We start from the raw sequence: 15,169 nt of genomic DNA, 5'->3' as shown, positions 1-15,169 counted from the left end.
CTCGGTTAAAAACACGCTCTTTGCGCTCCCACACATCGTAGGGGCGCGCCGCCTATTTTCAAGCATCCGCCCCGCCCAAGTGGTTAATAATACATAACTTTACATTTTGTATGCATTTATCTTACATCACGAAGACAGGCAAAAAAATGGGCACCGCTTGGGTGCCCATCAGGGAGGTTATTTCGCCGCCGGTTGTTCAGCCGGCCTGTCTTGCTCCATACCTGCAAGATCGATGGCAATGTGTACCGTCTCGTCGAGATACGGATCGGGCTCCTGGTAGTCCTTCGGCAAATCGTCGAGTTTCTTAAGCGGCGCTTTCCCTTCCCGCTTAAAGCGATCGTTGATTCTGGCCAGACGCGTCGCGTCGTCTTCCTGATTCTCTTTTTCACGTACCGCATAATTCAGAGAAACAGCGTTACGTTTTTCCTTCAGGGCATTGAAGCGAGCAATGTCCTTCATGATGTACTGGAATTCAGGGTCTTTGGCGATGCGATCCTGATGCAGCTTCAGCAACTCAGGTTCGAACGGCGTAAGGTCACCGGTTTTCACATAGGTCGCTGCGTTGATGCTGTCCCACGGCAACGCGTTGTCTTCGAACTTCTCGCCGGTCTCAGTTTGCTCGGTCCCGGTTGGCATCATGATGTCCGGCGTCACACCTTTCCGCTGAGTGCTGCCGCCGTTGATGCGGTAGAACTTCTGAATGGTGTACTGAACAGAGCCCAGCGCAGGCCATTCCGGACGCAGCATCTGATCGTAAATGCGATTCAGCGAACGGTACTGCTGCACGGTGCCTTTCCCGAAGGTCGGCTCGCCGACAATCAGCGCGCGGCCATAATCCTGCATCGCCGCCGCAAAGATTTCAGATGCCGAGGCGCTAAAGCGGTCAACCAGCACCACCAGCGGCCCTTTGTAGTAGACCACGCCGTCGGTATCGCTATCTTCACGGACTTTACCGTTGTTGTCGCGGACCTGAACGACCGGGCCACTTGGGATAAACAGACCGGACAGGGACACCGCTTCAGTCAGCGCCCCGCCGCCGTTAGAACGCAGATCGATAATTACGCTCTTCACGTTCTGTTTTTCCAACTTCTGCAGCTGAACCTTCACATCATCAGTGAGGCCAACGTAGAAGCCAGGAATATCCAGCACGCCGACTTTGTCTTTGCCAACTGTCTTCACAGACATCTTAACCGCGCGGTCTTCGAGGCGAATACGTTCGCGGGTCAGCGTCACGGTACGCGTCTTGGTGCCTTTGCCCGCTGGCAGGATTTCAAGGCGAACTTTGCTGCCTTTTGGCCCTTTAATCAGCGCCACAACGTCGTCCAGACGCCAGCCGATCACGTCAACCATCGGTTTACCCGTTTGGCCTACGCCAACAATACGATCGCCGACGGTGATGGCCTTGCTCTTCGCCGCCGGACCACCGGCAACCATGGAGTTGATCAGCGTATAATCATCGTCCATTTGCAGCACCGCTCCGATGCCTTCTAAAGACAGGCTCATTTCGGTGTTGAACTGTTCGGTGCTGCGCGGAGAGAGATAGTTCGTATGCGGGTCAATCTCATGAGCAAACGCGGTCATCGCCAGCGAGAACACATCTTCACTGTTGCTTTGCGCCAGGCGGCGGATCGCAAACTGATAGCGCTTGGTCAGGGTTTCACGAATTTCCTGCTCGGTTTTACCGGTCAGCTTCAGGCTCAGCTCGTCGTATTTAACTTTCGCATCCCAGAGCTTATCCAGCTCATCGACGCTCGTTGGCCACGGCGCCTTGCTGCGATCCAGATTGATGGTGTCGTTACCGGTGAAATCCATCGGCTTCGCCAGCACCTTCAGGGCGTACTGGTAGCGTTCAAAACGGCGCTTCTGACCCAGATTGTAGAGGTCGTAAAAAACATCGAGCTTACCGCTACGCAGCTCGTCGCCGATCTGCCCTTTCTTCGCAGCGAACTGGGCGACGTCGCTGGCTAACAGCACGTTATGGCTGTAATCCAGCAAGTTCAGGTAGCGGTCAAAGATTTTTGCCGAGAAATTGGCATCCAGATCGAACTGGCGGTAATGCGAGCGCGTAAAACGCGAGGTCACACGCTCACTCACCGTAGCGTGCTGAGCTTCTTCCTTTAACTGAGGAATTTGGTCAGCACGGGTAATGTTGTCCAGGGCCAGGGCACTGCCTGCCACGAACAGCAGGCTGGCGATAGCCGTAAGCTTAAAGAGTTTGTTCATGCCTGAGTCAGGCCTCCGTTTCAGAACTGCAAGTGTTCTGCGCGTACGATCATTGCCATACCAGAAGTCAGCTGTACACGGACGCCATCTTTGGTAATTTCCAGTACGGTAGCATCCATTGCGTTGTTACCGGCTTTGACTTTAATGGCCTGTCCAACCTGCAGAGCAGAAATATCGGTCACCGGCGTACGACGCTCTTCACGAGGTGCCTTTGGTGCCGGTTTTTCTGCGCGAGGTTTACGCTCTGCCCCTTCTTTACGACGCGGTGCTGCCGCCGGACGAGGTTTGCGTTCGCGACGTGGAGCGTCTTCCGTTACGCCTGCGGCTGCCGCGGCTTCACGTTTCTTCGCCTGTTGCTCAGCGCGCTGGGCCTGAACGCGGGCTTTCGCTTCATCCAGCTGCTGACGTGCATGTTCAACATGCTGTTCGTCCAGCTCACCGCAAGGGTTGCCATCAAGATCGACGCGAGTCGCGCCAGCTTTGATGCCGTACAGGTAGCGCCAGCTTGACGTATAGAGACGTAACGCTGAACGAAGCTGTGTTTTGCTGAGGCTCATTTCGCCTTCAACACGAGAGACTAAATCCTGGAAGATACCAATCTTCAACGGACGAGCTTCACCTTCAGCGCTAAAACATTGAGGGAAACGCTCGGCCAAAAATGCGATAACTTCTTTACTGCTATTCAACTTAGGTTGATTTTCCATGAAATTTCCTGATTACAACGGAATTGCCAATAAGTCGCAGGCATGAACAGGCGACATTATAATGACGCCATCGCTAAATGCCACGTTATCCGTTGCTTATCATGCTATCGAGGGAAGAATTTTTTAAAATCAGTGCCGCTCAGCACGTCTGAAAGCCGCGAAATCAAGGTTTTTAAACCCATTTCGTCTTCTTCCGAAAAACGGCCATACTCGGTGCTGTCGATATCCAGGACACCAATCGTCTGGCCGTCAACCGTCAGGGGCAGCACAATTTCCGAATTGCTGGCCGCATCGCAGGCAATGTGCCCGTCGAAAGCATGCACATCCTCCACACGCTGAATCGTGCCTGTTGCGACGGCTGTGCCGCATACGCCCTTGCCGACAGGGATTCTTACGCAGGCAATTTTGCCCTGGAAGGGCCCCAGAACTAGCGTTTGGGCTTCGAGAAGGTAGAATCCTGCCCAGTTGACGCCTTCAAGGCGCTCAAAGAGCAACGCACTGGTATTCGCCAGTGTTGCAAGAAAGCTGGTTTCACCTGCCATTAACGCACTAAAATCGCGATTCAGATCCGCGTAAAATTGTTCTTTGTTCATTAAATAACCGTTATGTTGTCTTACTTTACTTTGTAGCATATTAAAATAAGCATTAAATGCACGGTGCCACAAGGTGTATCATTTTATGAATTACGATAGGCTAAATGCATCATTCAGATAACAACGCTCCCGGCTTACGACGCACAATGAAAATACACGCCATCAGTCAGGCATTGCCTCAGGCACGTTATCAGCGTTGTCCCCAATGCGATACCCTTTTCTCTCTGCCCCAGGTTAAATCAACACAAAGTGCCTACTGCCCCTGTTGTGATGCAAGAGTACATCATGGCCGTGACTGGTCATTGACGCGCCTGGGGGCGATGGCCGTGGCGATGCTGGTGCTGATGCCCGTCGCCTTTTCCGATCCGCTGCTGCGTATCTATCTCCTGGGTTCGAGTATTGATGCCAACGTTATGCAGGGCATTTGGCAGATGGCAAGCCAGGGAGACGTGCTTACCGCCGCCGTCGTGCTCTTTTGCGTGGTCGGCGCACCGGCCACGCTGGTCGCGGCTATTGCCTATCTCTGCTTTGGCAACATTCTCGGCATGAACCTTCGCCCGGTACTGCTGATGCTGGATAAGCTTAAAGAGTGGGTGATGCTGGATATCTATCTGGTGGGCATTGGCGTGGCGTGCATTAAGGTTCGCGAGTATGCGTTTATCCAGCCAGGCCCAGGGCTGATCGCTTTTATTGCGCTGGTGGTCTTGAGTCTGTTGACCATGATCCACCTGAACATTGAGCAGCTATGGGAGCGTTTTTACCCCCAGCGCCCGGCTCGTGCTTTTAATGCGCAACTGCGGGTTTGCCTCGGCTGCCATTTTACCGGCGTTCCTGACGAACGAGGCCGCTGCCCTCGCTGCCACATCCCGCTGTACCATCGCCGAAAGCAAAGCTTACAAAAATCCTGGGCAGCACTGGTTGCCTCCCTGATCTTCCTGCTTCCGGCTAACCTGCTGCCGATTTCTATTATTTACGTGAACGGGGCACGCCAGGAAGACACCATTCTTTCGGGCATCATTTCCCTGGCGCACAGCAATATCGCCGTCGCTGCCGTGGTGTTTATTGCCAGTATCCTGGTGCCGTTTACTAAAGTTATTGTATTAATTACGCTACTTATCAGTATTCATTTCAAATGCCAGCAGGGATTACGAACCCGCATTTTATTGCTGCGCTTTGTCACCTGGATTGGCCGCTGGTCTATGCTCGATCTGTTTGTCATCGCGTTGATGATGTCACTGGTTAACCGTGACCAGCTGTTAGCTTTTACGATGGGTCCCGCCGCAGTCTTCTTTGGCGCGGCGGTTATATTAACTATTCTTGCCGTCGAATGGCTGGATAGCCGACTACTTTGGGACGCACATGAGTCAGGAAACGCCCGCTTCACCGACTGAAGCGAGAATTAAAACGAAACGCCGGATTTCCCCTTTCTGGTTATTACCTGTTATTGCGTTACTGATTGCCGGCTGGCTGATCTGGACGACTTACCAGGAACGCGGCAACACCGTAACCATCGACTTCATCTCCGCCGACGGGATAGTCGCTGGCCGCACGCCCGTGCGCTACCAGGGCGTTGAAGTGGGTACCGTGCAAAACATCAGCCTGAGCGATGACCTGCGTAAAATAGAAGTCAAAGTCAGCATCAAAAGCGATATGAAGGATGCCCTGCGGGAAGACACACAATTCTGGCTGGTAACGCCGAAGGCTTCCCTCGCTGGAGTATCCGGGCTTGATGCCCTGGTAGGCGGGAACTACATCGGCATGATGCCGGGTAAAGGCGAGCCGCGTGACCATTTTACCGCCCTCGATACCCAACCCAAATATCGCCTGGATAACGGCGAGCTGATGATTCACCTCCACGCCCCGGATTTAGGCTCCCTTAACAGCGGGTCGCTGGTCTATTTCCGCAAAATTCCGGTTGGCCGCGTGTATGACTATGCCATCAATAAGAACAAGCAGGGCGTCACCGTCGACGTGCTTATCGATCGCCGCTTTACCAGCCTGGTGAAAAAAGGCAGCCGTTTCTGGAATGTGTCCGGCGTAAAAGCCGATGTTGGCCTGAGTGGGGCCAAAGTTCAGCTTGAAAGCCTGGCGGCGCTGGTCAATGGGGCCATTGCTTTCGATTCCCCTGACGATTCAGAACCGGCCAAAGCGGATGATGAATTCGGCCTTTACGAAGACCTGGCGCACAGCCAGCGCGGCGTCATCATTAACCTCGATCTCCCGAGCGGGGATGGCCTTAAAGCAGGCTCGACTAAGTTAATGTATCAGGGGCTGGAGGTGGGTTCGCTGACTAAGTTAAACCTCAATCCAGGCGGTGCCGTCACAGGGGAAATGACCGTTGACCCCGGCGTGGTTAGCCTGATGCGTAGCGGCACGCGCATCGAACTCCGTAGCCCAAAAATCTCGCTGGATAATCCAAGCATCAGCACGTTGCTCACGGGCAGCACCTTTGAACTTGTGCCGGGTGACGGCGAACCGCAGGATCGCTTCACCGTGGTCTCCAGCGATCAAACGCCGCTCCAGCAGCCGAATGTATTGACGCTTTCGCTGACGGCCCCTGAAAGCTACGGTATTGATGCCGGACAACCGATTATCCTGCACGGGATACAAATCGGCCAGGTGGTGGCGCGGGCACTGTCAGCGAAAGGCGTCACGTTCTCCGTCGCCATTGAACCGCAATACCGCCATCTGCTGCAGGGCGACAGCAAATTCGTGGTCAACAGCCGCATTGATGTGAAGCTCGGCATGGACGGAGTGGAATTCCTGGGCGCCAGTGCCAACGAATGGGTCAACGGCGGCATACGTGTGCTGCCGGGCAGCAAAGACGAGATGAAAAGCAGTTATCCGCTTTATGCCAACCTGGAAAAAGCGATTGAAAACAGCCTGAGCGACATCCCGACCACCACGCTGACGCTGACGGCCTCCAGCCTGCCAGATATCCAGACCGGCTCCGTGGTGCTGTACCGCAAATTCCAGGTGGGCGAAATCATCACCATCCGCCCTCGCGCCGAGAACTTTGATATTGATGTTCACATCAAGCCGGAATACCGCAAGCTGCTGACGCCAAACACAGTGTTTTGGGCTGAAGGTGGCGCGAAAGTTCAGCTCAACGGCAGCGGGCTAACGGTGCAGGCCTCCCCGCTCTCTCGTGCACTCAAAGGGGCCATCAGCTTTGACAACATGAGCGGTGCCAGCGTCGGACAGGTGAAAGGTGAGAAACGCGTGCTGTACGCCTCTGAAACCGCGGCAAGAGCGGTGGGCAGCCAGATAACGCTGCACACTTTCGATGCCGGAAAACTTTCCGCCGGGATGCCAATTCGCTATCTGGGCATTGATATCGGCCAGCTTGAGTCGCTGAACCTGACGCAATCCCGCAACGAAGTGGAAGCGAAAGCGGTACTTTACCCTGAGTATGTGTCTACCTTCGCACGCGCCGGTACCCGCTTCTCCGTTGTCACACCGCAGATCTCTGCCGCGGGCGTCGATCATCTTGATACCCTCCTCCAGCCTTACATCAACGTTGAACCCGGTAAAGGTGACCCCCGCCGCGACTTCGAGCTGCAGGAAGCGTCTATCACCGACTCTCGTTACTCCGACGGGCTGAACATCGTGCTGGAAGTGCCTGAAGCCGGCTCGCTGAGCATAGGCACGCCGGTTCTCTTCCGCGGGATTGAAGTCGGTACGGTAACCGGCATGACGCTCGGCAATCTCTCTGACCGCGTGATGGTGGGCCTGCGTATAAGCAAGCGTTACCAGCATTTGGTCCGGGACAACTCCGTCTTCTGGCTGGCTTCCGGCTATAGCCTGGACTTTGGCTTAACTGGCGGCGTGGTGAAAACCGGAACCTTTAATCAGTTTATTCGCGGTGGCATTGCGTTTGCGACGCCGCCGGGGATCCCGCTTTCCCCTAAAGCAGAGGCCGGGAAACACTTCCTGCTGCTGGAAAGCGAGCCGAAAGAGTGGCGTCAGTGGGGCACCGCCCTTCCGCGCTGAACCGCAACCCGGGCGGTACGTCGCCCGGGTAATTCCGTGTTAAACTGCGCCCCTTATTTTTTCAGGGGCGTTTTTCATGGCTCAATCTACTGCCGTTTATCTTCCTCAACCTTTTCTCGACGCGATTCGTGACGCACTTCCCGCTGGCCAGACGCTGGAAAGTTTTATCGAATACTGTCAGCAGCCGCTGCGCCGCAGCCTGCGCGTCAATACGCTGAAGATATCCGTGGCTGACTTTCTGACGCTCGTCGCGCCCTATCACTGGCGTTTAACGCCGGTGCCGTGGTGCGAAGAAGGCTTCTGGATTGAACGAGAAGATGAAGAAACCCTGCCGCTGGGCAGCACCGCAGAGCATTTGAGCGGCCTGTTCTATATTCAGGAAGCCAGTTCAATGCTGCCCGTAGCCGCGTTGTTTGCCGACGGCAACCAGCCGCAGCGAGTGATGGACGTCGCCGCAGCGCCAGGATCAAAAACAACCCAGATTGCCGCCCGCATGAATAATACCGGCGCAATTCTTGCCAATGAATATTCCGCCAGCCGGGTAAAAGTCCTGCATGCCAATATCAGCCGCTGTGGGATCAGTAACGTAGCGCTGACGCATTTTGATGGCCGCGTATTCGGTGCCGCTCTGCCGGAATCCTTCGACGCCATTCTGCTGGACGCCCCCTGCTCCGGTGAAGGCGTGGTGAGGAAAGATCCCGATGCACTGCGCAACTGGTCGCCTGAAAGCACGGCCGAAATTGCCGGCACACAGCGCGAATTGATTGAGAGTGCTTTTCATGCGCTCCGCCCCGGCGGGACGCTGGTCTACTCGACCTGTACGCTGAATCGCCAGGAAAACCAGGATGTCTGCCAGTGGCTGCTGGATACCTGGCCGGACGCGGTAGAAATTGCCCCCCTTGACGAGCTTTTCCCGGAAGCAGCACGCGCGCTGACGCCGGAAGGTTTCCTGCACGTGTTCCCACAGATTTACGACTGCGAAGGCTTTTTCGTTGCCCGTTTGCGCAAAACGGCCTCTATCGAACCGCAGCCGGCCCCGGGCTATAAAGTAGGGAAATTCCCCTTCGCGCCGATGAAAGGCAAAGCCGCAGCCGAACTAACCGCCGCGGCGGCAAAATCGGGCCTTATCTGGGGCGATGAGCTGAATCTATGGCAGCGCGACAAAGAGATCTGGCTGTTTCCGAGTGAGATTGAACCGCTTATCGGGAAAGTGCGTTTCTCTCGCATTGGCCTCAAGCTCGCCGAACAGCACAACAAAGGCTTCCGCTGGCAGCATGAAGCCGTGGTTTCTCTGGTCAAAAGTGACAACCCGCTTTGCTTCCCGCTGAGCGAGACCGAAGCCGAGGAGTGGTACCGTGGGCGGGATATCTATCCAGAAGTGACACCGTCACGACATGAAGTGATTGTCACTTTTCAGGGGCAGCCGCTCGGCCTGGCGCGTAAAGTTGGCTCACGCCTGAAGAACAGCTACCCAAGGGAATTAGTACGCGACGGCAAGCTTTTCGCCGCCCCGCAGGCTGGCTAAAAAAATAAGCACTTTTTGAGTTGGCAATTTGTGCTGCCTTGACTACGCTGAAATTGGAGCGACCCACTGGTCATACCACCTGCTGCGGATAACAAGGAGCCAAAGATGACAAAGACCAACGTTCGGATCGGCATCTTCGAGATCGATGATGCCGAATTACACGGTGAACAACAGGGGGATCGAACGTTAAGCATTCCCTGCAAGTCCGATCCCGACCTGTGCATGCAGCTGGATGCATGGGATGGGGCAACCTCTATTCCCGCCGTGCTGGACGGCGAACATTCCGTACTTTACCTGCAGCATTACGATCGCCAGCGCGATGCCTGGGTTATGCGCCTTGCATAATTCAAGATGAACCCGTCCCTGAGACGGGTTATATAGATGACAAACAGCCAAAAACGTGGTTTTCAGCTGTTTGGAGTAGACCAGAGAACATCATTCATTGCTTTTGTTAGACCCAAGTGCCGTTTTTACATCAATGATTTTTGCCAGCACTTTCTCCGTCCACGGGACGGATTAATTATTTCCCCCACTCCCTTGGCTCCCCTACACTTAAACCAAACGAAGCGGTTCTGAGGCGCTAATGTTTGCTTTGGTTTTATTTGTTTGTTACCTGGACGGCGGCTGTGACGATCTGGTGCTGGAAGTCTTCACCAGCGAGCAGCAGTGTCTGAGTGCGATGAGCGAGCAGCGTATGCGCCACGGCGGCTGTTACCCGGTGGAAGAGTTTATCGATGGATTCTGGCGGCCTGCCCAGGAGTACAGCGACTTCTGAGCAGGGCCAGGCGAGATTAGCGCTTGTTCGGGCGAAGGAACATGCGTATTTGCTTCCCGTGGTATTCAACGTAGTGCTGGAAAGTAAAGCCGAAGCGCTCTGCCAGACCAATAGAACGCTGATTATCGTCATCAATAATGCAGCATACTGGCTCGCTGAAATTGTCATCCGCCCAACTTAACACTGCGCTGAGCGCCTCCACCGCATAGCCTTTACCGTGTACCGCAGGAATAAGCGTCCAGCCCGCCTCCGGGTGTGCCAAAGCCGGGCTGAGATTTCGTTTAGCGTCCTGGAATCCAAACGCCCCTACGAATCGCCCACTCTGTTTTTCAAACAACGCCCAGTAACCGTAGCCCAGCGCCTGCCAGTGACCGATATAGCGCATCAATCGCGCCCAGCTCATTTCACCGTCCTGCGGTTTTCCGCCGCCGATAAACTTTACCATCTCCGGGTCAGACCAACAGGCAACCAGCGCCTCATAGTCGTCCAGCGTAAAATGGCGCAGGATAAGGCGTTCCGTTTCAAGACGTGGGGCTTCAGTAATCATCATGACTCCGCTCAGTATTACTCTTGTAGTCGTTGTTTAAGGCCTGATTTGCAGGCGTAAATGATAGCGCACAGCAGCAGGCTAAACAGCATGGTACCCAAAAACACACCCGCACCGGTCAGGGTTAGCATAACGCCGCCAATCAGCGGCCCAAGCGCTATGCCTAACGTCGTCAGGGTCGATGCTCCCAGGTACGCACCGCGGTGCTCATCCGGTGCCAGCTGATCCAGCAGAATATTCAGGTTCGGCATCAGAATGGCCTCGCCGATGCTGAAAATAACCGTCACGCTCACCCACAACAGCGCATCCGGCGTACGGACGGACCAGAACAAAAGCTGTGACAGCGCAAAGATAGCGCCCCCCAGCAAAATACGGTTAGACAAGCTAACTTGAGCCAAAAAGCGAACCAGAAAAAGCTGGGCAATAAGCACCGTACAGGCGTTCGACACCAGAATCAGCGTGATTAACTTTACGGCTGCCTCAGCGTCCAGCGTCAGTAAATAAAGCGGCACCACGGATTCATAATGTACGAAAACCACGGCGCATAACGTGCTGCACAGCAGCGCCGCAACGAACAGTTTGTCCCGGGCGATGATTAGCATAACGTCGCGTAATCTGACCCCGGGTTTATGTTCGCTGTCTTTGGCAACCAGCTTGCCTGCAGGAATAAACAATAAGGTGTAAATAAGCAGCGGCAAATAGCTCACAGCCGTGATTACGAATGTCCCTTTCTGCGAAGTCAGCCCGAAAGCAATGCCGACCAGTGGCCCGGTAACCGCCGCCACATTCACCAAATAATAGCGAATCTGCAGAGCCAGAGCGCGACGACGGCGGTCGCCCAGTAAGTCACTCATCAGCGCTCGCGTCGGCGGCTCTACCCACGCGAAACAGACGCCAACAATCATTAGCCCAATGATAAATAACGCCATTCCCGTGGCCAGCCCAAGCAGAGCATAGCCAACAAACGACAGCGCACAGCCGAGGGAAAGCACGCCCCGGCGGCCTAATTTATCCGACAGCTGCCCGCCATACATTCCCAGCACCACCGCCAGAAGCGCACTGCTGGTCATCGCCACGCCTACAGAGATGGGCGAAAGATGATAATTACGGGTCATGATCACCGTCATAAACGGCCAGGCCATAAAATAGCTAAAGCGAATCACCAGGGTAAAAAGCAGCAGCGCAATCACCGTCGACGGGAAGGTTTTGACCGTCGGCCAAAAACCGCGCGCAGCGTCCTCACGGACGGCATCGTTTGTCGTCATAAAGTATCCTGTTAATTATCGTTATAGTGGAGGCGGGGCCGCTTACGCTGAGTAAGCGGTTAAATAGTAATAAGTTATTGCGTATTGACTGGCAACGTAAATGTTACTGAAATGTTTATTTCCCCAGCTTGTCGTTTAAACCATCAGCCGGGCAGCGGAAAGTAGTGGAAAATTGTGACCTGCCGCTCAAAAAATGGAATTTCGTGCTGGGAATGATTGGGGAGAGCCGGCAGCTGAACGCCGCCGGTAGAACCGCTAAAGTTTTCCGCTCAGACGCTGATGGAAATCGGCGCTGTGGGTGTCCAGGCCAACAATTTCGACCTGCGCCTGATAACGCTGATAGCGCGTTTCAATGGCATCTAATACGGCAACGGTGGAGGCATCCCAAATTTGAGCCTGAGTCAGATCGATCACCACCCGTGCCGGGTCGTCAGCATAGTGAAAATGCTCGACCAGGTCGTTGCTGCTGGCAAAGAACAGCGGCCCACGAACCCGGTAAGTCACTTCGCTCCCGTCCGCTGCCAGCTGCCGCTCAGCACGCACCACATGTGCAATACGGCGAGCAAACAACATCATAGCGAAGATAACGCCGCCCAAAACGCCAAGCGCGAGGTTATCGGTATAAACCGTTATAGCGACGGTCGTGAGCATCACCAGCGTTTCCGGCACCGGCATTCGGCGAAGCGTAACTGGAGAGAGGCTATGCCAGTTCAGCGTTTTCACCGCCACAATCATCATGATCCCAGCCAGCACCACCATCGGAATTTTTGCCATCACTTCACTCAGCACGGTGACCAGCAGCAATAGCACCAGCGCAGCCGCCACGGTAGACAGCCGCGTACGCCCTCTTCCCAGCTCAACGTTGACAATGGTTTGCCCAATCATGGCGCAGCCCGCGATGCCGCCATAAAAACCGGCGAAGATATTCGACACGCCCAGTCCCCAGCATTCGCGCCGCTTGCTGGAAGGTGTATCGGTGAGATCGTCCACCAGCTTGGCCGTTAGCAAGGACTCCATCAAGCCAACAAAAGCGATGCTCAGCGCGCAGGGCCAGATAATGCGCAGCGTCTCAACGTTAAGCGGCACTATCAGTTCCGTTAACCCGGGCAAACCGGCCTTCATCGGCCCGCTGTCGCCTACCGTGGGCATTACCCATCCCAGGGCAATACTCAGGCCGGTCACCAGAACAATCGCCACCAGCGGCGAAGGCACAGATTTAAGCAGTCTCGGCAACATTAAAACGACGGCGAGCGTCACGACGAACAGGCCCCAAACCAGCGGCGATTTCCCCCAGACATGAGGCACCTGAGCAAAGAAAATAAGAATACCCAGCGCATTCACAAACCCGGTCATTACCGAAAGCGGGATATAGCGCATCATTCGCGCCAGCCCGCTTAGGCCGAACAGGATCTGGATCCCGCCCGCCAGCACCACCGCAGGCAGGATATAACCCACCCCATATTGATGAACCATCGGGGCAATCACCAGCGCTACCGAACCGGCCGCCGCAGTGACCATTGCCGGGCGGCCCCCCAGAATCGACATAGCAAAACAAAGCACGATCGAGGCAATCAGGCTGACCTTCGGATCCACGCCCGCGATCAGGGAAAAGGAGATCACTTCGGGGATCAGGGCCAGCGCGGTGACGACTCCAGCCAGCAGTTCACGCTGGATGAGTCGAGGGGAGCGAAGCACGGCGCGCAGGCTATTCTCATGCGCATGTTGAGCGGCAAGCTCGGTTTGATTTGTCATAGTGGGATGCAGGCTTATTGTCAGGAACGCCGCATTTCTCATGGAATGCAGTCAGTGAGGCCGAAAGTGTAGCGTTGTCGCGGCAGTGATGCGAATTTTTGTGACATACATCACTAGTCCGAAAGACTCACCGACCCGGCCCCACGTTTGCGCAACAAATAATTAACAAATTGAGCAAAAAACGCTGGACGGCAAGCTATCAAGGTGTGGTATGGTTTTAGCGCACAGGCCAGGTCGAAGCGTTATGGGAAACGCTTTACGCGCAAGCAAGCTGGCGGATTCCCAAATAAAAAAAAGACCGAACACGATTCCTGTATTCGGTCCAGGGAAATGGCTCTTGGGAGAGAGCCGTGCGCTAAAAGTTGGCATTAATGCAGGCTAAATCGCCTTGCCTCTTAAGAATAGATTACCGGCGCAGGTTTTCCAGTCCGCAACAAAAGTGGTCAGAAAAAAGGCGCAATAAAGGTGACTATTTATGCAAAAACAGCAATATCCCGTTGAGGCTATTGCTGTTTTTTTATGCCAGGAAATGCGTGTTTTTTATTCACCGCAAAGCTTTTGCGCGCGCTCAATGAAGGGTTCGAGACTCATCTTCTGGCCAGGATGCTGCGGGTCGTCCACCTGAATAACGCTGATGGGCTGCCCGCTCGTTTTACCGCTCTTGATCTGCTGCTCAGCAATGGCGTTCAGCGGGTACTGCATCAGCGTACTTGGGTTGATGGCAAACAATGCATTCCCCGCTCTGCAGCTCAACATCACCTCTTCACGGTTGAACGCCCATTTGTCTTTACCCACCTCAAACCGACTCACGGTGATAATTTGCGGGGCAGCCAGCGCAGAACTCGCGCAGGCCAGCAGCAGTAAAGTCAAAATGCTCTTTTTCATGAATCTCTCATATAACCAGTTTGCGCCGTCAGAACGGCTCCCAGGTAGCATAGATGCTGACAAGCAGCAGTATCGCCACCGATAGAATCACTTCCAGCCACGTAAGCTGAATAAATCTCCGCTGAGCATCGGCTTGAACAGCGTCGAAACGCGGCACCAGTATATAGCGGTTGATCAGCGCCAGCATAACCATCACTAGCACCAGCACAACCTTCAGCGCCAGCAATCGAACATAACCACTTTCCAGCGGCAGCGCCCAGCCGAGGATAAGCAAGCTATTCACCACGCCGGTCACCAGTACCGCAGCCACTGCAAGATGCCCGTAGCGCGAAAAACGCATCATTGCCGTAATCGCCGGAGTACGCCAGCGCGGCTTATGCGCCATATACATACAAACCAGCAAAGGCAGCAGGCCTCCCACCCACCAGGCCGCGCTCAGAAGATGAATCGCATGGTTCATCCGCTGAAAGACACCGAGCGCGCCGTCGTGCATTGCGGCATGCCCGACGCCAGCCAGCATAATTAGCTGCGCCGCGGCTAAAAGCAGCAATAACCCCGGCATTGCCCGGGGAGCGATCAGCACAGCGGCCAGCGTGGCCAGGCCCAGCAATAGCTGCCATATCCAGACGGAACCAAAGCGAGTCGTCAGCACCGCCTGCCAGACATCCGGCGAAAGAGTATCGCGCCAGCCGTCACCCATTTGCCCGGCCTGAGCCATGAATAGCAGACAGGCGCTAATGAGCGACAGCCAGACGGCTGGCCGCCACTGCGCCCTGAGGCGACGCACAAGCACGGGTTTAAACTGCTGCGGGGCAAGGAGCGAACAGCAGATGGCGCTGCCAAGCAGCACCATCAAGGCAGTGAAATGGATAAAACGCAGCGCGATGTAAAACGCCGACAGCATGGC

At 54.9% G+C, this 15,169-nt stretch carries 13 protein-coding genes; 5 read left to right on the top strand and 8 right to left on the bottom strand.

The features are described from left to right. Nucleotides 1-177: 177 nt before the first annotated feature. The 3 genes from prc to msrC form a co-directional block, all read right to left on the bottom strand. Entirely contained in the window at nucleotides 178-2,223 is a 2,046-nt protein-coding gene (gene prc, locus F3J26_RS04585; RefSeq protein WP_008454005.1) for a carboxy terminal-processing peptidase, read from the bottom strand. 20 nt (nucleotides 2,224-2,243) lie between these two features. Next, nucleotides 2,244-2,927, bottom strand: a complete 684-nt coding sequence (gene proQ / locus F3J26_RS04580) for an RNA chaperone ProQ (RefSeq protein ID WP_166873089.1) — start codon at nucleotides 2,925-2,927, stop codon at nucleotides 2,244-2,246. A gap of 104 nt (nucleotides 2,928-3,031) precedes the next feature. Next, the gene (gene msrC, locus F3J26_RS04575; protein ID WP_166873085.1) at nucleotides 3,032-3,520 is read right to left on the bottom strand and encodes a free L-methionine (R)-S-oxide reductase MsrC; all 489 of its coding nucleotides are present in this window, start codon (nucleotides 3,518-3,520) and stop codon (nucleotides 3,032-3,034) included. Nucleotides 3,521-3,666: 146 nt separating this feature from the next. Between msrC and yebS the strand changes: the two genes are divergently transcribed. The 5 genes from yebS (at nucleotide 3,667) to F3J26_RS04550 (ending at nucleotide 9,813) form a co-directional block, all read left to right on the top strand. Continuing rightward, entirely contained in the window at nucleotides 3,667-4,911 is a 1,245-nt protein-coding gene (yebS, locus tag F3J26_RS04570; RefSeq protein WP_008453998.1) for a membrane integrity lipid transport subunit YebS, read from the top strand. Then, a complete protein-coding gene (locus F3J26_RS04565; protein ID WP_166991860.1) occupies nucleotides 4,880-7,513 on the top strand; it encodes a PqiB family protein in 2,634 nt (877 codons plus the stop codon). The genes yebS and F3J26_RS04565 overlap by 32 nt, the downstream gene beginning before the upstream one ends. Before the next feature lie 76 nt (nucleotides 7,514-7,589). After that, complete coding sequence (rsmF, locus tag F3J26_RS04560; RefSeq protein ID WP_166991857.1) at nucleotides 7,590-9,038, top strand: 16S rRNA (cytosine(1407)-C(5))-methyltransferase RsmF; 1,449 nt, start codon at nucleotides 7,590-7,592, stop codon at nucleotides 9,036-9,038. 105 nt (nucleotides 9,039-9,143) lie between these two features. Then, nucleotides 9,144-9,383 carry a YebV family protein gene (locus tag F3J26_RS04555; protein WP_008453991.1) on the top strand — a complete coding sequence of 80 codons (240 nt, stop codon included), beginning with the start codon at nucleotides 9,144-9,146 and terminating at the stop codon, nucleotides 9,381-9,383. A gap of 238 nt (nucleotides 9,384-9,621) precedes the next feature. Further along, nucleotides 9,622-9,813, top strand: coding sequence for a YdfD/YebW family protein (locus F3J26_RS04550; protein WP_008453989.1), 192 nt, complete (start codon nucleotides 9,622-9,624; stop codon nucleotides 9,811-9,813). Nucleotides 9,814-9,829: 16 nt separating this feature from the next. Here the strand turns inward: F3J26_RS04550 and F3J26_RS04545 are convergent, their stop codons facing one another. From F3J26_RS04545 to copD, 5 genes are all read right to left on the bottom strand, one after another. Continuing rightward, on the bottom strand, nucleotides 9,830-10,363 hold the full coding sequence (locus tag F3J26_RS04545) for a GNAT family N-acetyltransferase (protein WP_205246347.1): 534 nt from the start codon (nucleotides 10,361-10,363) through the stop codon (nucleotides 9,830-9,832). A 14-nt stretch (nucleotides 10,364-10,377) separates the two neighbouring features. Further along, nucleotides 10,378-11,625: an MFS transporter gene (locus F3J26_RS04540; RefSeq protein ID WP_008453986.1), complete on the bottom strand. Its 1,248-nt coding sequence runs from the start codon at nucleotides 11,623-11,625 to the stop codon at nucleotides 10,378-10,380. A gap of 255 nt (nucleotides 11,626-11,880) precedes the next feature. After that, complete coding sequence (locus tag F3J26_RS04535; RefSeq protein WP_166991854.1) at nucleotides 11,881-13,377, bottom strand: SulP family inorganic anion transporter; 1,497 nt, start codon at nucleotides 13,375-13,377, stop codon at nucleotides 11,881-11,883. A 540-nt stretch (nucleotides 13,378-13,917) separates the two neighbouring features. Beyond that, nucleotides 13,918-14,262 carry a YebY family protein gene (locus tag F3J26_RS04530; protein WP_008453983.1) on the bottom strand — a complete coding sequence of 115 codons (345 nt, stop codon included), beginning with the start codon at nucleotides 14,260-14,262 and terminating at the stop codon, nucleotides 13,918-13,920. Nucleotides 14,263-14,290: 28 nt separating this feature from the next. Next, nucleotides 14,291-15,166 carry a copper homeostasis membrane protein CopD gene (gene copD, locus F3J26_RS04525; RefSeq protein ID WP_008453981.1) on the bottom strand — a complete coding sequence of 292 codons (876 nt, stop codon included), beginning with the start codon at nucleotides 15,164-15,166 and terminating at the stop codon, nucleotides 14,291-14,293. Nucleotides 15,167-15,169: the final 3 nt, after the last annotated feature.

It is taken from the genome of Enterobacter sp. Ap-867 (assembly GCF_011752855.1).
Lineage (GTDB): Bacteria > Pseudomonadota > Gammaproteobacteria > Enterobacterales > Enterobacteriaceae > Cedecea.
The sequence above is the reverse complement of the archived record's forward strand: the minus strand, read 5'-3'. Positions and strand labels throughout refer to the sequence as shown.

Bases quoted from the DNA above. Each gene is read 5' to 3' on its own strand.
- prc (WP_008454005.1), bottom strand. From the start codon at position 2,223: ATGAACAAACTCTTTAAGCTTACGGCTATCGCCAGCCTGCTGTTCGTG.
- proQ (WP_166873089.1), bottom strand. From the start codon at position 2,927: ATGGAAAATCAACCTAAGTTGAATAGCAGTAAAGAAGTTATCGCATTT.
- msrC (WP_166873085.1), bottom strand. From the start codon at position 3,520: ATGAACAAAGAACAATTTTACGCGGATCTGAATCGCGATTTTAGTGCG.
- yebS (WP_008453998.1), top strand. From the start codon at position 3,667: ATGAAAATACACGCCATCAGTCAGGCATTGCCTCAGGCACGTTATCAG.
- F3J26_RS04565 (WP_166991860.1), top strand. From the start codon at position 4,880: ATGAGTCAGGAAACGCCCGCTTCACCGACTGAAGCGAGAATTAAAACG.
- rsmF (WP_166991857.1), top strand. From the start codon at position 7,590: ATGGCTCAATCTACTGCCGTTTATCTTCCTCAACCTTTTCTCGACGCG.
- F3J26_RS04555 (WP_008453991.1), top strand. From the start codon at position 9,144: ATGACAAAGACCAACGTTCGGATCGGCATCTTCGAGATCGATGATGCC.
- F3J26_RS04550 (WP_008453989.1), top strand. From the start codon at position 9,622: ATGTTTGCTTTGGTTTTATTTGTTTGTTACCTGGACGGCGGCTGTGAC.
- F3J26_RS04545 (WP_205246347.1), bottom strand. From the start codon at position 10,363: ATGATGATTACTGAAGCCCCACGTCTTGAAACGGAACGCCTTATCCTG.
- F3J26_RS04540 (WP_008453986.1), bottom strand. From the start codon at position 11,625: ATGACGACAAACGATGCCGTCCGTGAGGACGCTGCGCGCGGTTTTTGG.
- F3J26_RS04535 (WP_166991854.1), bottom strand. From the start codon at position 13,377: ATGACAAATCAAACCGAGCTTGCCGCTCAACATGCGCATGAGAATAGC.
- F3J26_RS04530 (WP_008453983.1), bottom strand. From the start codon at position 14,262: ATGAAAAAGAGCATTTTGACTTTACTGCTGCTGGCCTGCGCGAGTTCT.
- copD (WP_008453981.1), bottom strand. From the start codon at position 15,166: ATGCTGTCGGCGTTTTACATCGCGCTGCGTTTTATCCATTTCACTGCC.